The sequence below is a fragment of the Falsigemmobacter intermedius genome, assembly GCF_004054105.1.
Classification (GTDB): Bacteria; Pseudomonadota; Alphaproteobacteria; order Rhodobacterales; family Rhodobacteraceae; genus Wagnerdoeblera; species Wagnerdoeblera intermedia.
The window spans coordinates 1-23,982 of the sequence record NZ_SBLC01000025.1 but is presented as its reverse complement, the minus strand read 5'-3'; the positions used below and the strand labels follow the sequence as shown (position 1 = coordinate 23,982).

At 65.5% G+C, this 23,982-nt stretch carries 19 protein-coding genes; 11 read left to right on the top strand and 8 right to left on the bottom strand.

The genetic code is table 11. The annotated features are described in order from the left end of the window. Positions 1–57: 57 nt before the first annotated feature. Both EP867_RS20280 and EP867_RS20450 read left to right on the top strand, forming a co-directional pair. The gene (locus EP867_RS20280; protein WP_241656921.1) at positions 58–1,410 is read left to right on the top strand and encodes a hypothetical protein; all 1,353 of its coding nucleotides are present in this window, start codon (positions 58–60) and stop codon (positions 1,408–1,410) included. Then, a complete protein-coding gene (locus EP867_RS20450) occupies positions 1,379–1,969 on the top strand; it encodes a calcium-binding protein (protein WP_277749368.1) in 591 nt (196 codons plus the stop codon). Before EP867_RS20280 ends, EP867_RS20450 begins: the two co-directional genes overlap by 32 nt. Before the next feature lie 7 nt (positions 1,970–1,976). Here the strand turns inward: EP867_RS20450 and EP867_RS14525 are convergent, their stop codons facing one another. Together EP867_RS14525 and EP867_RS14520 are read right to left on the bottom strand one after the other, a co-directional pair. Further along, the gene (locus EP867_RS14525; RefSeq protein ID WP_128490210.1) at positions 1,977–2,966 is read right to left on the bottom strand and encodes a ParB/RepB/Spo0J family partition protein; all 990 of its coding nucleotides are present in this window, start codon (positions 2,964–2,966) and stop codon (positions 1,977–1,979) included. Between the two features lie 294 nt (positions 2,967–3,260). Next, complete coding sequence (locus EP867_RS14520) at positions 3,261–4,655, bottom strand: AAA family ATPase (RefSeq protein WP_164888885.1); 1,395 nt, start codon at positions 4,653–4,655, stop codon at positions 3,261–3,263. 464 nt (positions 4,656–5,119) lie between these two features. Between EP867_RS14520 and EP867_RS14515 the strand changes: the two genes are divergently transcribed. Then, positions 5,120–6,154, top strand: a complete 1,035-nt coding sequence (locus EP867_RS14515; RefSeq protein ID WP_128490208.1) for a replication initiator protein A — start codon at positions 5,120–5,122, stop codon at positions 6,152–6,154. Positions 6,155–6,160: 6 nt separating this feature from the next. Here EP867_RS14515 and EP867_RS14510 read toward each other — a convergent pair whose 3' ends face one another. Beyond that, positions 6,161–6,961: a hypothetical protein gene (locus EP867_RS14510; RefSeq protein WP_128490207.1), complete on the bottom strand. Its 801-nt coding sequence runs from the start codon at positions 6,959–6,961 to the stop codon at positions 6,161–6,163. Between the two features lie 134 nt (positions 6,962–7,095). On the opposite strand from EP867_RS14510, the gene EP867_RS14505 reads away from it, so the two are divergent. The 5 genes from EP867_RS14505 (at position 7,096) to EP867_RS14485 (ending at position 12,597) form a co-directional block, all read left to right on the top strand. After that, entirely contained in the window at positions 7,096–8,187 is a 1,092-nt protein-coding gene (locus EP867_RS14505) for a glycosyltransferase family 2 protein (RefSeq protein WP_128490206.1), read from the top strand. A gap of 53 nt (positions 8,188–8,240) precedes the next feature. Continuing rightward, a complete protein-coding gene (locus EP867_RS19860; protein ID WP_164888882.1) occupies positions 8,241–8,519 on the top strand; it encodes a hypothetical protein in 279 nt (92 codons plus the stop codon). A 129-nt stretch (positions 8,520–8,648) separates the two neighbouring features. Further along, positions 8,649–9,275, top strand: coding sequence for a hypothetical protein (locus tag EP867_RS14495; protein ID WP_128490205.1), 627 nt, complete (start codon positions 8,649–8,651; stop codon positions 9,273–9,275). Beyond that, on the top strand, positions 9,176–9,685 hold the full coding sequence (locus EP867_RS14490; protein ID WP_128490204.1) for a hypothetical protein: 510 nt from the start codon (positions 9,176–9,178) through the stop codon (positions 9,683–9,685). The genes EP867_RS14495 and EP867_RS14490 overlap by 100 nt, the downstream gene beginning before the upstream one ends. Next, entirely contained in the window at positions 9,625–12,597 is a 2,973-nt protein-coding gene (locus EP867_RS14485; protein WP_128490203.1) for a glycosyltransferase family 2 protein, read from the top strand. Before EP867_RS14490 ends, EP867_RS14485 begins: the two co-directional genes overlap by 61 nt. 8 nt (positions 12,598–12,605) lie before the next feature. Here EP867_RS14485 and EP867_RS14480 read toward each other — a convergent pair whose 3' ends face one another. Next, the gene (locus tag EP867_RS14480; RefSeq protein ID WP_128490202.1) at positions 12,606–13,856 is read right to left on the bottom strand and encodes a DUF2793 domain-containing protein; all 1,251 of its coding nucleotides are present in this window, start codon (positions 13,854–13,856) and stop codon (positions 12,606–12,608) included. Between the two features lie 235 nt (positions 13,857–14,091). Here EP867_RS14480 and cysD point away from each other — a divergent pair, with 235 nt between their 5' ends. From cysD to galE, 3 genes are read left to right on the top strand one after another with little or no spacing between them, the layout of a single operon-like run. Next, the gene (cysD, locus tag EP867_RS14475; RefSeq protein WP_128490225.1) at positions 14,092–14,997 is read left to right on the top strand and encodes a sulfate adenylyltransferase subunit CysD; all 906 of its coding nucleotides are present in this window, start codon (positions 14,092–14,094) and stop codon (positions 14,995–14,997) included. Then, complete coding sequence (cysN, locus tag EP867_RS14470; protein WP_128490201.1) at positions 14,997–16,904, top strand: sulfate adenylyltransferase subunit CysN; 1,908 nt, start codon at positions 14,997–14,999, stop codon at positions 16,902–16,904. Before cysD ends, cysN begins: the two co-directional genes overlap by 1 nt. A 10-nt stretch (positions 16,905–16,914) precedes the next feature. Continuing rightward, positions 16,915–17,928, top strand: a complete 1,014-nt coding sequence (gene galE, locus EP867_RS14465) for a UDP-glucose 4-epimerase GalE (RefSeq protein ID WP_128490200.1) — start codon at positions 16,915–16,917, stop codon at positions 17,926–17,928. A 30-nt stretch (positions 17,929–17,958) separates the two neighbouring features. Here galE and EP867_RS14460 read toward each other — a convergent pair whose 3' ends face one another. The 4 genes from EP867_RS14460 to glmU form a co-directional block, all read right to left on the bottom strand. Beyond that, positions 17,959–18,519 carry an outer membrane beta-barrel protein gene (locus EP867_RS14460; protein WP_128490199.1) on the bottom strand — a complete coding sequence of 187 codons (561 nt, stop codon included), beginning with the start codon at positions 18,517–18,519 and terminating at the stop codon, positions 17,959–17,961. A 242-nt stretch (positions 18,520–18,761) separates the two neighbouring features. Further along, positions 18,762–20,096, bottom strand: coding sequence for a phosphoglucosamine mutase (glmM, locus tag EP867_RS14455; protein WP_128490198.1), 1,335 nt, complete (start codon positions 20,094–20,096; stop codon positions 18,762–18,764). Between the two features lie 5 nt (positions 20,097–20,101). Next, positions 20,102–21,919 carry a glutamine--fructose-6-phosphate transaminase (isomerizing) gene (glmS, locus tag EP867_RS14450; RefSeq protein WP_128490197.1) on the bottom strand — a complete coding sequence of 606 codons (1,818 nt, stop codon included), beginning with the start codon at positions 21,917–21,919 and terminating at the stop codon, positions 20,102–20,104. A 121-nt stretch (positions 21,920–22,040) separates the two neighbouring features. After that, complete coding sequence (gene glmU, locus EP867_RS14445; RefSeq protein WP_128490196.1) at positions 22,041–23,384, bottom strand: bifunctional UDP-N-acetylglucosamine diphosphorylase/glucosamine-1-phosphate N-acetyltransferase GlmU; 1,344 nt, start codon at positions 23,382–23,384, stop codon at positions 22,041–22,043. Between the last annotated feature and the right edge of the window lie 598 nt (positions 23,385–23,982).

Here is a 23,982-nt window from a genome sequence, read left to right as displayed (position 1 = left end):
CCCTGCCCTGCCCGGCTGCCAGACTGGCTGCGGGTGACGTGATGAACGGGTGGGTGAATGGTAACCTTCGGACTGACGCAGATGCTCTCTGCGGCAGAAGTGCAGTTTCTGACCGGCCTGCAGGGCCTGGTGCTGCGCGAAGGCGATGGCCGGGCGCAGCTTTACGGGCTCTCACACAGCCGCCGTTTCGCTGCGAACAGCTGGGAGATCGGCGCGGATGGCCAGCTCACGCTGATCGCCGGGCAGAACCTCTATATCGATGACACCCCGGTGCGCATGGGCCTCGCCCTGGCCCCGGGCGGGGGGCATCTGCTGATCGCGGGGGCCGCGCCCGAGATGATGCTGCGGCTGAGCATCGGCTCCGGCGGCCGCGCAACCCGCCCCGAGGGCGACGCCAGCCCCGGCTTTGAGGGGCGGCTTCTGGCGGTGGCCACCACCGCCACCTCGGCCTTCGGGCTGAGTGCCGGCTCGGGCCAGCCGCTGCGGCTTGATCCGCAGACCGGAACGGCGCTCAGTTCCGGGGGCGGCGCGCCCGACAGCCCCTGGGCCGGGCTCGCCGCCCGGCAGATCGCGGGCGGGACGCTCCTGGCCACCACAGGCGCGGATGGCAGCGTGACGACCTGGCGGGCCGGACCGGCGGAGGACCCGGAAGCGGTCAGCCATATCCCCGCCCTGCTCGGCCCCGGCATTGCCGCGCCCACGGATCTGATCCTCACCCAAAGCGGCGGGCAGCTTTTGCTGCTCGTCAGCGGCGCGGGCAGCTCCAGCCTCAGCAGCTTTCGCCTTGCCCCCGATGGCAGCCTGACCCCCGCCTGGCATCTGATCGACAGCCGCGGCAGCCGCTTTGAAAAGGTCCAGAGCCTCGCCGTCGCCGAGACCGCCTCCGGGCGCAGCTTTCTGGTGGCGGGGGGCGGCGATGGCGGGGTCTCGCTCTTTGAGCTGTTGCCCGACGGGCGGCCGGTGTTTTTATCCAATTACATCTGGCCCGAAATCGGCATGGCCCCGGGCAATCTCAGCACCCTGGTGCTGCGCGCCACCGAAGGGCCGGGCGGCACCCGGCTTGATCTTTACGCCGCAGGCCAGACCCCCGGCCTTCTGGTCCTGAGTGCCCCGGCTGGCCCTCTGACCCCGGCCCGCATCGCCACGCCTGAAGCCCCGGATCTGACCGGAACCAATGGGGCGGATCTGTTGATCGCAGCCCCAGGGGGCGGGCATCTCTCCGGCGGGGCCGGGAATGACATCCTGGTCGGCAGCAGCGGCGGGGGGGCAGATGACCGGCGGAGCGGGGGCAGATCTCTTTGTCGTGGCCCCCGGCGGCACCAGCCGCATTCTCGATTTCACCCCCGGCGAAGACCGGCTGGATCTGAGCGGCCTGCCGATGCTTTACAGCCCCGCCTCTCTGAACCTTGAGGCCCTGCCGGGCGGCCTCACCCTGATCTGGCGCGACAGCCGGATTGAGATCCTCTCCGTTCAGGGCAGATCCCTCAGCCTGCAGGATCTTGGCGCGGATCTGCTGCAGGGCCCGTCTCTCTGGGCGCTTCGCGGCGAAACGCAGCTGCCTGAGCCGGAAGACCCCGACCCGCCGGTCACACAGCCCCCGGACCCGCAGGATCTGCGCCTCGAGGGCACCTCCGGCGCGGACAGCCTGACCGGGGGCGCGGGCAATGATCTGCTGCTGGGCTATGGCGGGGATGACTTCCTCTTTGGCGGCGGCGGTAATGATCTGCTCTACGGCGGCACCGGCCAGGACCGGCTGTTCGGCGGCGCGGGAGAGGATCACCTCTATGCCGGTCCCTCCGGGGGAAGCCGTCTGTCGGGCGGGCCGGGGGATGACCGGCTTTACGGCGGCGGGCCCTCAGACCATCTCGACGGTGGTGCGGGCGCGGATCTGCTGTTTGCAGCCCCTGAGGCAGCGGAGTGGTATGAGCGGTTCCTGCAGACCAGCCCCGAGGCGGCGCTGTGGTTTTAACTCCGCCTCAGGTCTTATCCGTTTCGCGGCGAAGCAGATCCGCCAGCTTTGCGATCAGATCCGGGCTCAGAGCTTTGCCGCCAAGGACCAGCCGCCCGCCGCGCTCTTCCATCCAAAGACCGGGGCGCAGCTCCTGACGCGCGGGGCCGGGCCGCGCGGTCTGCGCCGCGCCCCGCGGCGGCGTCAGAAGATCCTGCAGCCGCTTCTGCTCCTCCTCAGCCGTCAGGGGGGCGGGCAGGGCGGTCAGGGCTTTGCGCCAGTCCCGCGCCAGGGAGGGCTGCTGCGCGAGCCCCTGAGCCAGCGCAAGGCCGAGCCGCTCGGGCAGGGCGGCGGGAAACTGCACCGCGCCCTCAAGCGCTTCGACCAGGGTGACGAAAGAGCCGATCTTGGAGCGCCGAGCCCGGCTGGCGCCGCTGAAAAGCTGTCGAAGGGCAGCGCGGCTGTCGGGAAACACCCCGGCCCGGGTCGCGCGCAGCGCAACAGAGGCCCGCTCCCAATAAGACAGCCCGACGCGGATCTCATTTTCCTCGACCATGGCGATATAGGCCTCTGCCGCGCTTTCGGGGCTGCGCACCAGGGCCAGCACCTCGCCAAAGCGCCCCGGCTCTTCGCGGTCGAGATCGCGCAGAGCATGCAGCCTGCGCCAGCCCGAGATCAGCCCATAGCGCCCAGGCGAGATTTCGCAGACCTCAATCGGCGTGCGCTGGCCATGCCCCCGGATCGAGGTCTTCAGCGCCGAAAATTCCTCTGGGTCAGAGCCGAGGCGGTCGCGCAGCAGATGGTTTTCCTCAATGCGGCTGAGGGGAAGGCTGACCACCATGCGGCCCTGATCGCGCAAAGCCTGCATCTCAAGGCTGAGGCTGCGCAGCGCCGCTTCCGCCGCGCTTTCTGCGGCCACCCGCGCCACCGGCGGGCGCACGACGTCACGGCCTGCGCTCTGGTCTTCGACCGGCAGATCAACGGCGGCAAAGGGCGGCGGAAGGCGGCGGCGGGCCATCGGGTCACTCCCTCAGAGCAGGCAAATGTTTCGCGCGCGAAACAGTCAGATCAGGTAGCAGGGGCAGAAATGTTTCGCGCGCGAAACACTCCGGCGGCTCCCCGATGTTTCGCATGCGAAACATCGTCGGCTCATCAAACGTTTCGCGCGCGAAACATGCAAGGGCAAGTCCGGCGCGAAAGGACAGACAGGGAGCCCTGTGTTTCGCATGCGAAACACTCCCCCGCTCTTCTGGCTGATGTTTCGCATGCGAAACATCAGGGGGCGTCTGTCAAATGTTTCGCGCGCGAAACATCAGCCCGCCGTCTCTGCCGCCTGGCGTGCCAGATCCTCACGCCGCCAGACCCCCAGCAGCAGCTTTTTGAAAGCGGCATAGGTGGCGTCAAAGGTCTCACGCCCGCGGATATAGGTCTCGCGGTTGAAGTCACGGTAATCGGCCTCATAGATGCCATGCACCTGCTCTCCGGCCTGACCGATCAGCGCGGTGAAATCCTGACGCTCATTGGCCATGGTGCGGCCAAGCCAGGCCTGCATCAGCGCGGCCATCTCCGCCTGCTGGCTGCCGTCATAGCGCGTCAGCAGCACCCGCACCGCATCCCATTCAAACTTCAGCTCCTCGCGGCCCAGGGCGCGCGCGGCCATATTCTCGCTCTCCTCGATCGAGCCGAAGGTGGAATGGAGCATGTCGAAAAACCGCCCCGTGCTGTCGAATTCCAGAAAAGACGCCCCCGTCGGGACCAGCAGAATATCCGCTGCCGCAAGCCCGTTGATCGTCAGATAGCCAAGCGCCGGCGGCGTATCGAGAAAGACCAGATCATACTGATCAAGGATCCCGTCCTCGCTCAGCACATCTGTCAGGCTCTCCCAAAGCTTCCAGCCCCGCGCCGCCATGCGCCAGACCGGGATCTGAAATTCCGCCCAGTAAAGGTTCAGCTGTGCCCCGATCAGATCGATATTCGGCCAGTGGGTTTTGCGGATCAGATCCTTTGAGCCCACCTTCAGCGCTTCGGTCAGGGTCTCATCCAGGCTGAGAGGTGTTTCGCCGCGCGACACCCGGAGGCGGTTTTCACCCTGCACATGGCGCGCGTAATGCCGCGCGAGCAGCGGAAAGACGGTCTGCCATTCATCCTGGACCTGACCGCCGAAGACCGAAGTCATCGAGCCCTGGCTGTCGAGATCGATCACCAGCACCTTATAGCCATCAAGCGCGGCCGACATCGCCAGATGCGCCGCCGTCGAGGTTTTGCCCACGCCGCCTTTGAAATTCGCCACCGCCACGATCTTGGCCGGCAGCCCTTCGGGGCGCCAGGGCAGATAGGGTTTCGACTTTGAGCCCTCGGCCCCGAAATGTGCCCTGAGCCGCAGCACCTCATCGAGAGTGAACCATTTGGCACCGCCCTCGGTCTCGGACCGGCCCTGGGGCAGATCGGGATGGGCTTTGAGCACGCGGCGGAAATGGGCCTGAGCCACCGGGATCAGATAGCGGGTGATTTCCCAGGTCGAAAACAGCCGCAGACTGCGCTCGCCGCTTTGATCGAGGCCGCGGGCGGCCAGATCGTCACGCCCCCTTGCGCAGGACCCCGCAATGGTGGCAAAGCTGTCCGTTCCAACCACGGGCCCCAGTTCCTGCAACGCCGCATCGGGCGAGAGCCCGATATAGGGCGGCAGATTGCGGCTTTCCCGCGTCATCGGCCGGGCAGGTTTCTCAGCGTTGCGACGCGTTTGACGGGTGGGTCCGGCAGCCATGCTTGATTCTCCCGCAGGCCGGTTTTCCCGGCCATGTGCTGTGTTTCACCCAATATACCTTAAAAGAAAGCACTTCCCAGTGTTTTCAGCACGCATACAATTTTCCCAAGCAATTCAAAGCTCTGCTTCAAAGCGAAAAGTTATCCACAGGGAGCGCTTCGTCGCGGCCCTAAGTTATATATAGTTAATATAAGAGTTACGCAGATTGTCTGACAATTTTTTTACAATAAAAACAATAGTTTGCATTATGTTTTTTCGGATTACCGTATGTGAAACCACGTTTAAGTGAATCCGGAACCACGAAGATGCGATTCCAAAACCACGTTGAAAGCCCGGTCACTGCCTTGCTGCCTGCGGCGCTCTTCGCTAGGTTGGGCGTCAATGAAACCACGATAAAAGGCAGGCAGATGGCAGGTACGGTCGTTGCACCGTCGCAGGGGCTGTTGCCGGATCCTGGTGCGACGGATTTCTTCTATTGCGACATCCTTGATGCGCTCCCGAAAGACGATATGGCGACGATGGAGCATCCGCTCTTCTCGCTCTCGACCCGGCCCGATCTGCGGGTGCTGCGCTATGATCACAATGGCGCAGAGGTGACGGTGACCCCTTCGGTCAAAGGGCTGGCGACGCTCTTTGACAAAGACATTCTGATCTATTGCGTCAGCCAGCTGGTCGCAGGGCTCAATGCCGGACGTGAGGTCTCGCGCCGGGTCAGTCTGACCGCGCATGATCTGCTGGTGGCCACCGGGCGGGAAACCTCGGGCGACAGCTATCGCCGCCTGCGGGAAGCCTTTGAGCGGCTGGCGGGCACGCGCATCACCACCAATGTGGTGACCGGCGGTGTGGAGATGACCACGGGCTTTGGTCTGATTGAAAGCTGGCAGATCCTGCGCCACAGCCGCGGCGGGCGCATGGTCATGGTGACCGTGGTGCTTTCAGAGTGGCTCTACCGGGCGGTGCTGTCGAAATCGGTCCTCACGCTCAGCCGTGATTACTTCCGGCTCAGAAAGCCGCTGGAGCGGCGGGTCTATGAGCTGGCGCGCAAGCACTGCGGGCGGCAGAACGAATGGCGGGTCTCGATCCCGGTGCTGCATCTGAAGTCGGGGTCGAACTCGCCGCTGCGGGTGTTCCGGCAGATGCTGCGCCAGATGATCACGGCCGACCATCTGCCCGATTATCACCTGATCGAAGAGCCGGGGGATATCCTTCTGGTCACCCGTCGCGGCATTCTGCTCGAGGCCGGAGAAGGGCCGGCGCTGAAGGTGGCCACGCTTGAAAAGGCCCGCGCGCTGATGCCGGGGGCCGATGTTCATGCGCTCGCGGCGGAATGGCGCGCGGTCTGGGCACGCACCGGACGCCAGCCCCTGCGGGCGCCCGATGCGGCTTTCCTTGGCTGGGTGAAAAAGCGCCTGACCCCGGAGACAACGGGGCTTTTGCTCTGAGCCGTCTCAGCCCCCGGTCTCTCCGGGGGCGCGCCAGGAGAAGAGCAGCCGCGCCTCGGTCTCGCGCAGCGCGGCGCGCAGCTCGGCAATATTGGGCAGATAGTTGAGGATGCGGTTGCTGTTCTGACCGCTGTTCTTCAGCGCCGCCAGAATGCGCGGATCGGGAAGACGCGGATCGGGCGGGGCCGCCGTGGCGCCGCCGATCCCCAGACGGGCGATGAGATCCGCCACCAGCTCTGCGCCCCGGTCGGGGTCGTCATAGACCTCTTCAAAAAGCACCACCTCCGGGCGGAGGCCCCGATCGGCAAAGGCGGCTGCCAGATGGCGGCGGCGCTGCCAGCCGTTCCAGAGCCCGCGCCGCGCCGCCTCAAGATCGGCAGGCGGCAGCACACGGGTTCCGGCTTCGCAGTCGCGCACCACCTGATCGGCCAGCGCTTTGCCCCAGGCCCCGGTGAGCTGCGCGGTGATCAGCGAGAGCATCCTTGCGCTGTCGTTCTGCCGGTCCAGGATCACCGCCGTCCAGCCCGCGGCCGTGGTTTCCTCCATCAGGATTTCATTCAGCCGCGGCGGCACCAGCTCATGGCAGTGTTTCATACTGCCCGCCCCGGCCAGCGCCGTCCGGATGCCGGCCCGCAGCGCTTCCTCATCCCGGGTTTCGAGAAAGGCCTTATGCAGTCCGCCGAGCCGGCGGTCGGGATTGAAGGGCTCATGCCCGAGGGTGGGGCTTTGTGAGAGCGAGATCAGCAGATGCGCCAGCGTGGTGCCGCCGGTGCGCTGCAGGGTCCAGATGATGAAAGGGGCAGACACGGGATCGCTTCCTCCTGACCGGATCGGATCAGGCTAAAGGGGCGGATCGGCTTTAATCAACCTCAGATTGTTTAAATCAGGGATTGTATTAGAAAGCGGATCTGCTTTCCTGCAGTCAGGGCAGGGGGACGCAGATGCGCAGCGGGACGCCGGAGATCTCGGTGATTGTGCCAATCTTTAACCTAGGCGCTTATGGCGTGGCTGCGGTACGCAGCCTTCTCGCGCAGGACTTCAAAGACTTTGAGGCGCTTCTCGTCGATGACGGCTCAAAAGACGGCTCCGGCACGGCCGCCTTTGCCGCCGCCGGGGGCGATCCGCGCTTCCGGCTGCTGCGCCAGGACAATCTGGGCCTGCCGGCCGCGCGCAACCGCGCCCTGGCCGCGGCGCGGGGGCGCTTCCTTGCGTTTCTCGATGGCGATGACCGCTACAGCCCGGTCTTTCTGGGCCGGATGCGCCGGGCACTGCTGGAGGACGGCGGCGACTGGGTGGCCTGCGCCTTTGCCGATTGCCCGCCCGACGGGCGGCAGATCCCGCAATCCGCGCTTTACGACCGCCCCATGCCCGCAGCCGCCGCCCGCTGGCCGCTGGAAAGCGTGGGCGAGATCCTCGCGCATTACCCCTCGGTCTGGAACAAGCTCTACCGCCGGGAGCTGCTGGCCGGGATCAGCTTTGAGCCGGGCTGGTTTGAGGATCATGTCTTTTATCTGCGTGCCGCGCTGCGCAGCCGGGCGATCCTGCATCTGCCTGAGCCGCTTTATCTGCAGACCCGCGGGCGTCCGGGCCAGCTGACCACCCGTGACGATGAGCGGGTCTTCGATCAGTTCCCCGTCCTTGAGCGGCTGCGCCATCTGCTGGTCACCTCCGGGCGGAAGGGGGCGGCAGAGGGGTTTGAGGATCTGGCCGGGCGGCTTCTGGCAGAACGCGCGCAGGTGCTGCGCGATCCGGGACGGCGGACGCGCTGGCTTGGCTCCATGCGTCACTGGCTCAGCCGGCAGGGCTTTGATTTCCCCGCCCGCCATTCCCCTTCGCTGGCCACGGCGCTGTCGGGGGGCATGCCGGTCGGGGTGGTGGCGGATCTGAGCGGGAGGGGTGATCTCTCCCGGGCCGCTCTTGAGGGGCTGGCGGGGCAGGATATCGCGGCCTTCAGTCTGATTGCCCTGACCCGCAGCGCAGGGGGGATGCCGCGCTGCCTCCCCCGGACAGCCCCTGGCCTGAGGGGGATCTGAGCCTGCGGTTAAGCCCCCGGGCTACCCGCCTCGTCTGGCTGGGGTTTCCGGGGGTGCAGCCGGCGGTCTGCGGGGCGCTTCATGGCCCGCAGCTTCTGCGCCGCGCGGAAGACCTGGCAGAGCGCCTGGCTCTGAGCCCTGCGCAGCGGCGGCAGTTTCTGCTGCGGGTTTTGCAGCTGCAGATGGATTTCGGCCCGCCCGGCCGCAGTATTTTGCGCCGCCTGCGCCTGCTGCCGGGGGTGGTGCACGGCCGCCGCCGCCTGCGCCAGACCGGTCTCTGGCCGGGGGAGGGGCCGCTGGATCCGCGGCTCTCGCGGCTGCTGCGCCCCTGAAAGCGGACCTGAAGGCGGTCCTGCACCGGATCAGCAATGCACGTAAAGGTTGCAAAATACCTGGTCTCTGGCAGACTGGGCCGGTACCCGTTCCAGTGCCGCTCTCTGAGCGCGAAAGCGGATTGAGTGATGATTGCTTTTCAGCCCCGCGCCGGTCTGCGCTTTTGCTGTGAGACGGATTTTTCGCAGCACCGCTTTGCCTCGCTGCATTTCTGCACCGCAGACGGGACGGAAATCCCGCTGCATCTGTCGCTGCGCCCCTCAGAGGGGCGGGTGGTGCTCAACCGGCGCGACCGCGCCGGCTGGCGGCGCGAGCTGCAGATCGCGCACCGGTTCTCTCAGCCCTTCGGCAGCCTCAGTCTGACCTTTGAGGCGGGCGGTGTCAGGCTGGAGGTGGACGGGCAGAGGCTTGGCCGCTTTGACGCCTTTCCGCGCCCCGACCGCAGCGCCAGGCTGAAGCTGCGGCGCGGATTTCCGGGTCTGCACCGAATCGCCGGGGTGCAGCTTGAGGGCGGGGTCCTGCCGCCGCCCTCAAGCGACACCCATCCCGAGCCTGCGCTGCGGCGGCTGACCGGGGGCAGGGCGCTCTGGCTCAGCCAGCGGCTGGAGGTGATCGCGCCCGGGCCCCGCCCGCCGGTGCTGCTGCCGGGGGGGAGATGCTTGATCTGCTGCCGCTGGCGCAGGGGGGCTTCGGGGCGGTGCTGCCGGGGCGGATCTGGCGTCACGCCGAGGTCTTTGCCCCCGCGCCGGGGCTGAGGTTTTCGCGCAGCGATCTGGCGCGGCTGCTCAATTCCGATCTGCCCTCGGGGCTGGCCGATCAGGATGATTTTCTGGCGCTGCAGCTGATCGAACATGCCCGCTGGAGCGGGCTGAGCGCGGATCTGACCCCGCCCGCCCGCGCCGCCCTTGGCCGGCTGGCGGCGCGCTTCGGGCTGACGGAGTTTCTTGCCCCCGGCGCTGAGACCCCGGAGGCCCCGGCTCCGCTGCCGCCCCTGCCCGCAGAGGAAGAGGCACAACAGCGCCTGCGCCTCAGCGCCGCGCTGATGGCGGCGCTGCGCGCGGGGGGGATGCGCGGGATGAGGCCCTGCTCTCCGCCCTCAGGGCGTTGCCCACGGCCGCGGAGAGGGGGCTTTTTCTCACTGAGATCACCGAAAGCTACTGCCTGAGGGGCGGCTTTGACCGGCTTCTGACCGCGGCCTCGCAGACCGGGGCGGTCCTGCCGCTGACGCAGCCACCTGCCAGTGACTGGATGCGCGCGGCGCTTTTCCCCTGGCAGGCCGCAGCAGGATGTCCCCTGGCGCAGAGGACGGAGGATCTTCTTGCCCTCACGGGGGGCCGGGCCTGGATCCCCACCCCGGCTCTGGCCGAAGGGATGACGCGGCTTCTGGCGCGTCCGGCGCTGCCGCTCAGCACGCTTTCTCCGCTGCTGAACGCCTGGTTCGGTTTTCACGAGGCAATGGCGCAGCAGGAGTTCAGCCGCCACGGCTGTCTGGCGCTCTGCCGCTTTTCGGCGGGGCTTTTGCAGCTGCACCCCGCTCTGCCGCTCTGGCTGCAGGAGCGGCTTGAGACCCATTGGCTGGCCTGCTGCGTTCTGCTTCCGGCCTTTTACGACGCCCTGGAGGCCCTGGGGCCGCCCGCGGCCCTGCCGCCCCGCCTGCAGGAGGCGCGCGCGCAGTTCCGGCTGCTCTGTGACCCCGACAGCCCGCCTGAGGCCGCAGAGGCCGCCGCCCGCGCCTTTGAGGCCTGGAAGACCCCCGGCACCGGGCGCTTCCGCCGCGCGCGCTTTGGCCCTTCGGGCACCGCAGCCCCGCTGTCAGAGGCGGGGGGCGAAGATCTGCTGCGCCACCTGCTCGACCCTCTGAGCCCGGAGGCCGGGGATCTCTCCAAAGACGCCCGTGCCCGCGCGGCCCGCAGCCTGCCCGCGCTCTGGGAGGGGGGGGCCGCTGACCCGCTCAGAGAGGTGCAGATCCGCCTTGGGACAGCCCTGCCCGGGTTCCTGCGGGAGGGGCTGCCCCGGGGCGGGGAGGCCGCGGCCCTCTGGCGGGATCTGCGGGCCTTAAGCGGGCCGGAGGCCGGGCATCTCGGGCTGGCGCTGGCGCTTTTGCTGATCCGGGAGGCGCCCGCCTGCGAGGGCGACGGGCCGGTTCGGGCAGAGCTGCAGGCGCTGATCGGGGCGGCAGAGATTTCGGGCCCGGCCCCGGCGCTTGCGGCCCTGCCTGCGGCTTTGAGCGCAGGGGTTCCGGGGCTGATCCGGGGGCTGATCCCCGCGCCGGCCCCGCCCGCAGACCTGCCACCCTGGGCGGAGGAGGTCTCAAAGCTTCATGACCTGATCGTGGTGGTTTTCTCCTGCAAAGCCCATCTTGAGAGCCGCATCCCGGCGATGGAGGCCGGATGGCTTTCAGATCTCAGCGCCTTTGGCGTGCCCTATCTGATCGTCACCGGCGGTGCCCCGGCGGGGCAGATCCGGCGCGAGGGGCGGCGGGTCACGCTTGATTGTCCCGATGATTATGAGGGGCTGCCGCAAAAGACCCTGACGGCGCTGCGCTATATCCGCGATCACACGCCCTTCGCGCGGATGCTGAAGATCGATGACGACTGCTTTTTTGATCCGGCGGGCTTTCTGAGCGGGCTGCAGCATCTGAGGTCTGACTGGGCCGGGCGGGTGCTGACGCGGGCGCGGGGCAATACCGACCGCAGCTGGCATCAGGCGAAATCGCAAAGCCCGCGCGGGCGGTATGACCTCGATAAATCGCCCGAACCTTCGGTCTATACCGACGGCGGCTCGGGCTATCTGCTGAGCCGCCGCGCGATCTGCGCCTCGCTGGAACAGGCCGCCACCCCGGCCGGGCAGCGCCTGATCAGCCTCTCGTTTCTGGAAGACAAACTGCTTGGCGATCTGCTGACCCGCGCGGGCTTTCGCCCCGATCCCACCGGCTGGCTGATGCCCCGCGAGCAGCGCACCGCGCCTGCAGGCCGCACGGTGCCTTTCTGGAACAACGGCCCGCGCCCCTTTGCCGGATCGGGAATCCTGGGCGTGCATCTCGACGGGCCGGAGCAGCAGGCCGAAGTCCACCGCGCCTCAAAGCAGGATCTGCCGCAGAAGGGCCGGATCTGGCCGTCGTTTCAGGGGGTGAAATTCGGCTGGGCATCAAACTGTTTAACGCTGATCAGCCCGGTTGCGCGGCTCTCCCGGGTGGCGGGGGCGGAGGTGGCGGTGGTCTCGGCTTTGCGCAATGAGCGCGGGATGCTGCCGCAATATCTGGCGCATTACCGCAGCCTCGGGGTCGGGGGCTTTCTGATCGCCGACAACGGCTCAGACGACGGCAGCCTCGAGTATCTGGCCGATCAGCCCGATGTGGCGCTCTTCTCGGTCGATACCCCCTACAGCCTGTCGCATTACGGCGTCGCCTGGCAGGAGGCGCTGATGTCGTCTTTCCGGCAGAACCGCTGGAGCCTGGTGGCTGATGCCGATGAGTTTCTGGTCTGGGATGAAAGCACCCGGGGGCATCTGCCCGCGCTTTTGCGCGGGGCGGAGTTTGCAGGCGCCGATGCGGTGCGGATCTTCATGCTTGATCTTTATCCCAAAGGCCCGCTGGCCGGGGCGGATCTGAGCCGGGGCGATCCCTTCGAGGGGGCGGGTTTTGCCGATCTGACGCCCTTTCTGACCACTTCGGGCGGGCGGGGGCCGTTTTCCGATCAGCCGACCTGGACCAGCGGGCTGCGCCACCGCCTGATGCCCGGCGCGCGGTCTGAGCTGTTCGTGGCCCAGAAGATCGCGCTTTTGCGCTTTGGCCCGCAGATGCAGCTGAGCGCGGGGCTGCATTACGTCTCGGGCTGCCGGCTGGCCCCGCGCGATCTGATCTTTGGCCATTTCAAATACAACGCCGCCTTTGCCGCCCGTGTGGCGCGGGAGGTGGCACGGGGGCAGCATTTCAACGGCGCAGAGGAATACCGTAAATACCAGGACCTGCTGGCGGAAGGCCGCGACTGCCTCTGGCAGGAAGGGGTCTCAGGACCATGGGCCGCAAGCCCCTTCATCCGCCATCTCTTCGCCACCGGACAGGCGCCGGGGCGATGAGGGCCGGGTCAGTACCAGCGCCCGATGGCGGTCAGCTGCACAGGATCCGCACGCCGCGCATGATCGACACCGCGCAGGCTGAGGCTGGCGGAGCTGAGACCCGGGGCCGCCTCAAGGCAAAGCCCGCAGAGCACCGCCGACTGCGGCGTGCCGCTGATCACCGGCGCGGCGCTGAAGGGCTGCGGATAGCTCCAGGTCGTGGCCGCCGAGGCCGAGGGCGTCAGGCTGTGGTGGCAGATCTGCGTGCCATCGGGCAGGCGCAGCCAGGAACCGTTGGCACCGCTGCCGCTGCTGCTGCTCTGCCGCCGCCAGGTCTGCCAGAGCCCGTCCGAACTGCGGCTCCGGCTCCAGAGGCTGCCGCTCTCCGTCAGATAGATCTGCGCCGCCCCCGCGCCCGGACGGGTGATCTGCAACAGCGCCCCCGCCAGGGCCTCGGGGTAATGATTGCCCGTGGTCACCCCGGCCGAGGCGCAGAGCCAGACCCCGCTGACCGGCAGGGCATCAAGATCATCCTCCGCCCCGAGCGCGAGCGCCACCGGCCAGCCGTAATCGCCCGATTTCACCAGCCGCCCCGTCACCCCATCCGTGGCGCTTTGGGTGACCCCCGCGCCGCTGATCAGCCCGGTGGCGCGCGCCACCGACAAAGCGGTGAGCCAGGAGGCCCCGTCTGCACTGACCTTAATGGCAAAATCATCCGTGCCGGAGGTGCCCATCTCAGCCCGCCCGCCCCAAGCGGTCTGAAACAGCAGGCTCGCCGTCTCAGAGGCGGCGGCCTTGTTGATCTTGATCTGATGGCCCGCGCCCTGATGGGTGAAAAGCGAAGCCTCTCCGGCCAGGGCCAGCCGGTTGGGGCCCTCCGCAGGGGTGGCAATGCCCAGCCGCGCCACCTGCAGCGGCTGATCGGAGGGGGCGAGCCAGCCTCCCCCCTGAAAGCGCAGCGCCAGCGCTTCATCGCTCACCCAGATCTGCCAGCCCTCCGCCGGGCTGAGAAAGACCCAGGCCCCCTGCTGAAAGACCGCGATCTGCCCCGCCCGTCCCGCCCAGTCCCCCGTGGCCCCCGGCGGGACCAGCCAGCGCGCGCCCTCAGGCGGGTCCTCAGGGGGCGTGGTCAGGCTGCGCCCCGCGACCCCGGCCTGGACCAGCACCTCCAGAAGCCGCAGGGCCTCATTATGGGGGATATGTTTCTGCGCCTGGGCCGGCCGGATCAGCGGCAGCGCCAGAACGGGGGTCAGATCATCAGAGAGGAAGGCGTCGGCCATGGTCACTCCGGTCGTGAGGAAATCACGCCCATGCTGGACGAAGGGCTTTGCGGCAAAGTGAAGGCTGCGTACGCTGCCCCGGGCGGGATGCGATCCTGCCCCGTTTTTGCCCGAAGTTTCCTTTATTCGGAAAGCAACCGCCGGGACGTCAGCGGACTTTTAAGACAAAGCCCCGCTTATTCAGGGGCAACGCGGCTCTTCGGGGCGATGTTTAAAGGATTGAAGTGATTTGGCCGTGCTGTCCCCTGCGCTGACCCATCTGCAACGGCTTGAGGCCGAAAGCATTCATATCTTCCGCGAAGTGGTGGCGACGGCGGAAAAGCCGGTGATGCTCTACTCTGTCGGCAAGGATTCCGCCGTCATGCTGCATCTGGCGAAAAAGGCCTTCTGGCCCGCGCCGCCGCCCTTTCCGCTGCTGCATGTCGATACGACCTGGAAGTTCCGCGATATGTACGCTTTGCGCGACCGTGCGGCGGCGGCGGCGGGAATGAAACTTCTGGTCCATCAGAACCCCGAGGCGCTTGCTCAGGGCATCAACCCCTTTGATCATGGCGGGCTGCACACAGACCTTTGGAAAACCGAAGGGCTGAAACAGGCGCTCGACAAATGGGGCTTTGACGTGGCCTTCGGCGGCGCGCGCCGCGATGAGGAAAAATCCCGCGCCAAAGAACGGATCCTGTCGTTCCGCTCCGCCGCGCATCGCTGGGACCCGAAGAACCAGCGCCCGGAACTCTGGCAGATCTATAACACCCGCAAAGCCCGGGGTGAGACGATCCGGGCTTTCCCGATCTCGAACTGGACCGAGCTGGATATCTGGCAATATATCCGCGCCGAAGGCATTGAGATCGTTCCGCTTTATTTTGCAAAACCCCGACCGGTGGTCGAGCGCGGCGGGCTTTTGATCATGGTGGATGACGAGCGTTTTCCCCTGGCCCCCGGCGAGGTGCCAAAAATGGCTTCGGTGCGCTTCCGCACCCTGGGCTGCTACCCGCTGACCGGCGCGGTCGAAAGCGAGGCGGCCACCCTTTCGGAGGTCATCCGCGAGATGCTTCTGACCACGACCTCAGAGCGGCAGGGACGGGCGATTGATCACGATCAGGCAGCCTCCATGGAGAAGAAAAAGCAGGAGGGCTACTTCTGATGAGCTCTTATGTGACCGACAGCCTGATCGCGGAAGATATTGAGCAATATCTGGCCCTGCATGAGCGCAAAAGCCTGATGCGCTTCATCACCTGCGGCTCGGTGGATGACGGCAAATCCACCCTGATCGGGCGGCTGCTTTATGACACCAAGATGATCTTTGAAGACCAGCTTGCGGGCCTTGAGGCCGACAGCAAAGCCATGGGCACCCAGGGTCAGGAGCTTGATTTTGCCCTGCTGGTCGATGGCCTGGCGGCTGAGCGCGAGCAGGGCATCACCATCGATGTGGCCTACCGCTTCTTTGCCACCGAGAAGCGCAAATTCATCGTCGCCGATACCCCCGGGCATGAGCAATATACCCGCAATATGGTCACCGGGGCCTCGACCGCGGATCTCGCCGTGATCCTGATTGATGCGCGTCAGGGGGTGCTGACCCAGACCCGGCGGCACAGCTATCTGGTGCAGCTTTTGGGCATCCGCAATGTGGTGCTGGCGGTCAATAAAATGGATCTCGTGGGCTGGTCAGAGGCGCGCTTCCGCGAGATTGTCGCGGATTATCAGGCGTTTGCCGATCTGATCGGCATAAAAAGCTTCACCGCCATCCCGATCTCGGGGCTGAAGGGCGACAATATCGCCAGCCTGAGTGCCGCCAGCCCCTGGTATCAGGGCCCGGCACTTCTGAGCCATCTGGAAGAGGCACCGCTTCATGAAAGCCGCATGGAAGAGCGCCCCTTCCGCATGGCGGTGCAATGGGTGAACCGCCCCAACCTTAATTTCCGCGGCTTCACCGGGCTGGTGAGTTCCGGTCAGGCCCGCCCCGGCGATGGCCTGCGGGTGCTGCCCTCAGGAAAAACCACGCGGCTGAAGGAAATCCCCGGCATGGGCGGCAGCGCCGCTCTGGCGCGGGCGGGCCAATCCGTCACCCTGACTTTTGAGGATGAGATCGACTGCTCACGGGGCGATGTCATCGTGGCTTCTGACGCGCCCTGTGAGGTGGCCGATCAGTTTGAGGCTACCCTCGTCTGGATGGGCGAGGCCGAGATGCTGCCGGGGCGGCCCTATCTTCTGAAGCTCGGCACCCAGGTGGTCACCGCCACGGTCACCGCCCCGAAATATGAGGTCAACGTCAACACCCTGGAGCATCTGGCCTCAAAGACCCTGAGCCTCAATGCCATCGGCGTGGTGAACCTCTCGACCGACCGCGCCATCGCCTTTGAAAGCTTTGAGGACAATCCCGCGCTTGGCGGCTTCATTCTGATCGACCGGATGAGCAATGCCACCGTGGCCGCAGGCATGATCCGCTTTGCGCTGCGGCGCAGTCAGAACATCCACTGGCAGGCCCTCGATGTGGACCGCGAGGCCCATGCCGCGCTGAAAAACCAGCGCCCGAAAGTGGTCTGGTTCACCGGGCTTTCGGGATCGGGCAAATCCACCATCGCCAATCTGGTGGAAAAGAAACTCCACGCCCTTGGCAAACACACCTTCCTTCTGGATGGCGACAACATCCGCCACGGGCTGAACCGCGATCTGGGCTTTACCGATGCCGACCGGGTGGAAAACATCCGCCGCGTCGGCGAGGTGGCAAAGCTGATGACCGATGCGGGGCTGATCGTTCTGACGGCCTTTATCTCGCCCTTCCGGGCTGAGCGGCGCATGGTGCGCGAGCTGATGGCCCCGGGCGAATTCCTGGAGGTCTGGGTCTCCACCCCCCTTGAAGTGGCGGAAGCGCGGGATGTGAAGGGGCTTTATAAAAAGGCCCGCTCGGGCCAGCTGAAGAACTTCACCGGCATCGACAGCCCCTATGAGCCGCCCGAGACGCCGGAGCTGGTTGTTGACACCGTCACCCTCTCTGCCGAAGAGGCCGCAGACCGGGTGGTCGCGGCACTTCTGGGCGCGGCGGAGAGGTAAGGGGATTTTCATGCGCATTCTTCTGACCGGCGGGGCCGGCTATATCGGCAGCCATACCCTGCTGGAGCTTCTCACGGCGGGGCATGAGCTTTGCGTCACCGAGACCTTCGCCAACAGCTCGCCCGAGGCGCTGCGCCGGGTGGCGGCGCTGACCGGCCGCAGCTTTCGCACCGAGACGGCGGATGTCTGCGATACCGCCCGGATGACCGGGATCCTCTGCGATTTCCGCCCCGAGGCGGTGGTGCATTTCGCGGGCCTGAAGGCCGTGGGTGAGGGCGAGGCTGAGCCTTTGCGCTATTACGCCACCAATGTCGGCGGCACGGTCTCGCTGCTTGCCGCCATGAATGCGGCGGGCTGCCGGAAGGTGGTGTTTTCCTCCTCCGCCACGGTCTACGGCGATCCGGCTTATCTGCCCTATGATGAGACCCACCCCCTGGCGCCCACCAGCGTCTACGGGCGCAGCAAGCGCATGGCCGAGCAGGTCATCACTGACTGGGCCCGCGCCACGCCGGGCGCCTCAGGGGTACTGCTGCGCTATTTCAATCCGGTCGGCGCCCATGAGAGCGGGCAGATCGGCGAAGACCCGCAGGGCATCCCCAATAACCTCATGCCCTTCATCGCTCAGGTGGCGGTGGGGCGGCGCGAAAAACTGGGGATCTTTGGTGCGGATTACGACACCCGCGACGGCACCGGAGAGCGGGATTATCTCCATGTCACCGATCTTGCCCGCGCCCATCTGGCGGCGCTGAGCTACAGCCCCGCCCCCGGTCAGGCAGAGGCTTTCAACATCGGCACCGGCGCAGGCATCACCGTGCGCGAGATGCTGACGGCCTTTTCACAGGCCTGCGGGCGCGATCTGCCCTTTGAGCTGCTGCCGCGCCGTCCGGGCGATCTTCCGGCCTATTATGCCGATCCCGCAAAAGCCCGCCGCCTGCTGAACTGGCAGGCGGATCTTGGCCTCACTGAGATCTGCGAGACGACCTGGAAATGGCAGTCACAAAACCCGACGGGCTACCGCAGCTGAAAAGGCCCCCTTCCGGGGGCCTGACAGGGCTCAGAAGCGGTATTGCGCGCCCAGAAGCAGCGTGGTGCCGCGCGGGCCGCCGCTGCCGTCGCGGATGGCCAGGACTTCACCGCTGAGCGAGACATTGCTGCTGTGCAGATAAGAGACGCCAAGGCCGAACATCGGCGCAGAGGTGTGGCGGCTGTCGCCACCGCCGACGGCCTCATGCGAGACGCGGGCATAGCCCAGCGAGCCCTGACCCAGCCAGCGGCCCGAGGGGTCCATCTTATAGCCGGCTTTCACCCGCGCCCCGAGGAAGTTCTCAACCTCACGGCCGCCGATCTCAACGCCGGCACCCGGAGCGGCCATCAGCTCGCCCCCCAGAACCCACTGCCCGAAGTCATGGTCATAGCCCGCCGTCAGCGCGCCCACACCGGTCGAATTTGAGCTGCGCGGCTCGCCGGTTTCCAGCTTGCCATAGCCCAGCAGGGCCCCGACATAGCCACCGGTCCAGTTGACGGAAGGCGCGGCCACGAGGACCGGAGCCGCAATCACCGGCTCAGCCACCACAACCGTCGGCCCGCCGGCCCAGGCTGGCGAACCGAAAGCCATTACACCCGCACAGCGGCAAAGATCTTTTTCATCGCACTCTCCACGCGTTCAGGACGGGCGAGGCTTTGAAAGCTTTCGGACAGATCCGGTTGAGCCCCGCGCTGCCGGTTCAACGCCCGGGCGCGGATTCGGATCACTAAAATTTCAGCTAATTGCTTATATCCAGGAGATTTTTTGCGTTTTTAACGCAAAAGGGGAATGAGCAGACGGCACATTCCCCCCAGGTTGCTATTCATAAGTGTTCAGGATTGTGCGAGAAGTCCGGCTTCAATTTCAGCGAGAACATCCTCAAGAAGAACTTCATCCTCTGCCTCAACCATGACGCGGATGAGCGGCTCGGTTCCCGAGGGGCGCACGAGGATGCGGCCCGCTTTGCCCAGACGCCCTTCCTGGGTCCGGATCAGCGAGGTGATCTCCGGGCGCTGCAAAAGCGAGGTATCAAGACGCAGATTGCGCAGCACCTGAGGCACCGGGCTAAAGCGGCGCACCAGTTCGCTCGCTTTAAGGCCGGTCTGTTTCATCAGCGCGAGGAACTGTAGACCCGCCATCAGACCATCGCCGGTGGTGGCGTAATCCGACATCACGATATGGCCCGACTGCTCACCGCCGAGGTTGAAGCTCCCCTCGCGCATCCGGGTGACGACATGGCGGTCCCCCACCTTCGTGCGCTCAAGCCGCAGACCCTTGCCTTCCAGGAAGCGCTCAAGACCAAGGTTCGACATTACGGTGGCGACCAGGGTGCCGTTCTTCAGTTTGCCTTCCGCGCCCCAGTGTTCGGCGAAAAGCGCCATGATCTGATCGCCGTCAGCCACTGCGCCGGTCTCATCGATCAGGATGATGCGGTCGGCATCGCCATCGAGGCAGATGCCGAGATCCGCGCCGGTGGCTTTCACCATGGCGGCGGCAGCTTCGGGATGGGTTGAGCCGCAGTCGAGGTTGATGTTGAAGCCATCGGGCGCCACGCCCATCGGCACCACATCGGCGCCAAGCTCCCACAAAGCCTCAGGGGCGGTGCGATAGGCTGCGCCATGGGCGCAGTCCACCACCACCTTCAGCCCGTCAAAGCGCGCGCCATTGATGGTGGTCTTGGCAAATTCCACATAGCGCCCGCGCCCGTCTTCCAGGCGGCGCAGACGGCCGATGCGGCCAGGCTCCACCGCTTCGGGCTGGTTCTCAAAGAGATCCTCAATCGTGGCCTCATCGGCATCGGGCAGCTTGAAGCCGTCGGGGCCGAAGAATTTGATGCCATTGTCCTGGGCGGGATTGTGGCTCGCAGAGATCATCACCCCCAGATCCGCCCGCATCGAGCGGGTCAGGAACCCCACCGCAGGCGTCGGCACCGGCCCGAGCAGGATGACATTCATCCCCGCAGACGAGAGCCCCGCTGCCAGCGCATTTTCCAGCATATAGCACGACCGCCGGGTGTCTTTCCCCAGGACCACGCGGTGGCCGTTGCGCCCGTCGCGGCGGAAAAAGCTGCCCGCCGCGATCCCGAGCTTCAGCGCGGCTTCCGCGGTGATCGGGAACTGATTGGCCGTGCCGCGCACGCCATCGGTGCCAAAGAGTTTGACTGCCATAGGATTTACTCCACCGTCACCGATTTCGCGAGATTGCGCGGCTGATCCACATCGGTGCCTTTGGCGACCGCGGTGTGATAGGCCAGAAGCTGTGCGGGCACCGCATAAAGGATCGGCGCCCAGACCGGCGGCACCTCCGGCAGCGCCAGCGACTGCCACACACCGGGGCTGGCTTCTTCGATGCCCTGCGCGTCCGAGAGGAGCAGCACCTTGCCTGAGCGTGCCATGACCTCCTGCATATTCGAGACGGTCTTCTCAAAGAGCGCATCGCGCGGGGCCATGACGATCACCGGCACCTGGTCGTCGATCAGCGCGATGGGGCCGTGTTTCAGTTCGCCCGACGCATAGCCCTCGGCATGGATATAGCTGATCTCTTTGAGCTTCAGCGCGCCTTCCAGCGCCAGCGGATACATCGCCCCGCGGCCAAGGAAGATGATGTCGCGCGCCCGCGCCAGCTCATCGGCCAGCGCCGTCACCGGCTCTGAGAGCGCCAGGGAGACATTGAGAAGCCCGGGCAGGCGGCGCAGATCTTCGAGATGCGCGGCAAGGGCGGCCGCCTCAAGGCGGCCGCGGTCCGCGCCCGCTTTCAGCGCCATCAGCGCCAGCACGCCCAGCTGGCAGGTGAAGGCCTTGGTCGAGGCCACACCCACTTCGACGCCCGCATGAATGGGCAGCGAGAGATCGCTTTCGCGTGCGATCGACGAGGTCGGCACGTTCACCACCGAGACCACTTTGGCGACTTTGCCTTTGGCATAGCGCAGCGCCGCCAGCGTATCGGCGGTCTCGCCCGACTGGCTGACGAAGATGGTCATCGCGCGCTCCGAGAGCACCGGATCACGGTAGCGGAACTCCGAGGCGATATCGATTTCCGCCGCCAGGCCCGCGACCTGCTCAAACCAGTATTTCGCCACATGGCAGGCATAAGAGGCCGTGCCGCAGGCCACCAGCATCACCCGGTCAATGCCGGTGAAATCCAGCCCCTCAGGCAGGTTCAGCGCGCCCTCAGCGGTGGAATAGCGGCTGATGGCATCGGCCAGAACCACCGGCTGCTCGGCGATCTCTTTGGCCATGAAATGGCGGTGTCCGGCCTTTTCGATCCGCACCGAATCCAGCGCCACACGGGTCATGCGGCGGGTGACGATCTGATCGGCCTCATCGCGGATCACCGCGCCTTTGCGCGTGACGACCGCCCAGTCGCCCTCTTCGAGATAGGTGATGCGGTCGGTCATCGGCGCAAGCGCAATGGCGTCTGAGCCCACGAACATCTCGCCCTCGCCATGGCCGATGGCCAGCGGGCTGCCTTTGCGCGCGCAGATCATCAGATCTTCCTGGCCCTCAAAGAGGAAGCAGAGCGCAAAGGCACCATGGATCTGTTTGAGCGTGCGCCGCACGGCCTCAACCGGATCTGCACCGCCATCAAGCTCCCGCTGCGCCAGAAGCGCCACGGTCTCGGTGTCGGTCTCAGATTGTGCGGCATAGCCTGCCGCCTCAAGCTCCGCCCGCAGCTCGCGGAAGTTCTCAATGATGCCGTTGTGCACCACCGCCACGGGGCCCGCCTTATGCGGATGGGCATTGCCCACGGAAGGAACCCCATGGGTGGCCCAGCGGGTGTGGCCGATCCCGGCCTTCCCGGCCAGCGGCTCATACACCAGCAGATCCGAGAGGTTCACGAGCTTGCCCACCGCGCGGCGGCGATCGAGCGCCCCGTTGTTCACGGTGGCGATCCCGGCGCTGTCATAGCCGCGGTATTCCAGACGCTTCAGCGCCTCGACCAGCAAAGGGGCCACTTCATTGTGGCCCAGAACGCCGACGATACCGCACATGAGAAATCTCCTGTTCAACGGGCCGCCGTTCAGGGGCCGATCTTTCAAAGGGTTTAAAACAAGCACCGACTTCGGGCCACCCCGACTGCAGCCGGGGTGTTCAACCCATTGAAATGATATTTCAGCCCCTGGCTGCCTTGATCGCGCGCAGCTTTTCAAAAAGCCGGGTGGCCAGCCCCTCTTTGGTCACCTGCCGCGCCCGGCCAAGCGCCACGGCCCCTGCGGGCACATCCTCCGTGATCACCGAGCCCGAACCGGTCATGGCCCCGTCGCCCACTTTCACCGGCGCGACCAGCATGGTGTCCGAGCCGATAAAGGCGCTTTTGCCGATCACCGTGCGGTGCTTCATGACGCCGTCGTAATTGCAGGTCACGGTGCCCGCGCCGATATTGGTGCCATCGCCGATATCGGCATCCCCGATATAGGTCAGATGGTTCACCTTCACGCCCTCGCCGAGAATGGCGTTTTTCACCTCAACAAAGTTGCCGATATGGCCGTCTTCGCCGATCTCCGCGCCCGGACGCAGGCGGGCAAAGGGACCGACAGTGGCCCCGCGCGAGATATGACAGCCCTCAAGATGGCAGAAGGCTTTGATTTCCGCGCCGGATTCCACCGTGACGCCCGGACCGAAGACCACATTCGGCCCGATCACCGCATCGCGGCCCACCACGGTATCAAGCGCAAAGAACACCGTCTCCGGCGCGGTCAGCGTGATGCCAAGATCGAGCGCCTCCGCCCGCGCGCGGGCCTGGAAAGCGGCCTCAGCTTTGGCCAGCTCTGCCCGGGTGTTGATGCCCATGGTTTCGGCTTCATCGCAAAGCACCACGCCTGCTGAGAGGCCGCGATCGCGGGCAAGCGCCACGATATCGGTGAGGTAATATTCGCCGGAGGCGTTTTCGTTATTCACCGCCGCCACCAGCTCAAAAAGCGTGGCAGTTTCCGCGCAGATCACGCCGGAATTGCACAGCCGCACCGCACGCTCAGCCTCCGTCGCGTCTTTGAACTCAACGATCTTCGTCAGACCATCGCCCTCAAGGATCAGACGGCCGTAACGGCCAGGGTCAGCGGCTTCAAAGCCCAGAACCACCACCGCATGACGCTGGCGCGCCTCCAGCATGGCCTCAAGCGTCTCGGGACGGATGAAGGGGGTGTCGCCGTAAAGCACGATGGCATCGCCGCTTTCGCCCTGCAGCGCCTCAGCCGCCTGCGCCACCGCATGGCCGGTGCCCAGCTGCTCGGCCTGCAGAACCACGCTGACCTCATCGTCAAAGGCGCGGGCCGAAGCCGCCACCTCTTCGGCACCATGGCCGGTAACGACCACGGTCTTACCGGGGTTGAGCTGCCGACCTGCCGTCATGGCATGATGCAAAAGCGGCGCGCCCGCCACCTTATGGAGGACTTTCGGCAGATCGGATTGCATCCGGCTGCCCTGGCCGGCAGCGAGAAGGATCAGGGAGAGGGACATCTGGGTCTTTCGTACTGCAGGGCAGGTTAATGTTTGCTGAATGCTTGCTAGGGGATCACGCGAAACGGATCAAGCTTTCCAGGTAAAACCAACGGCAGACTTACGCCGCTTTGTTTCAGATCGCGTGATCAAAGCACTGGAAATGCGGCCGCTATATGAGGGGCAAATCCGAAAAAATCCCAAAAACGCGCAAAGCCGGAGTATTAAATCGAGGGCGTAATTTATTATGAGGGCCGCAAAAGAGGATTTGTTGCGGAAAATGAATGATTACTTCCTTCATATACGCAACATTGCGGGAATAACCTGGATCTTTGCGAGGATTTTTAAAATCCTGCGCGGTTTTATCGGGGCATCAAGCGATTTGAATAACAGAAGCCGCAAGTTCTTTACAAAATATCAACCTGAGAGTGCAAATGAATCTCCCAATAACGTCAAATTCTGTCTCAAACTGACGATATTTGGGTCAGGATTTGTGTTTTTGGTATCCAGAACGCAGAAAGCCGCCCCTTGGGCGGCTGTATACGGATGGTTTGTTTTTATTGGTTGCGGGGGCAGGATTTGAACCTGCGGCCTTCAGGTTATGAGCCTGACGAGCTAC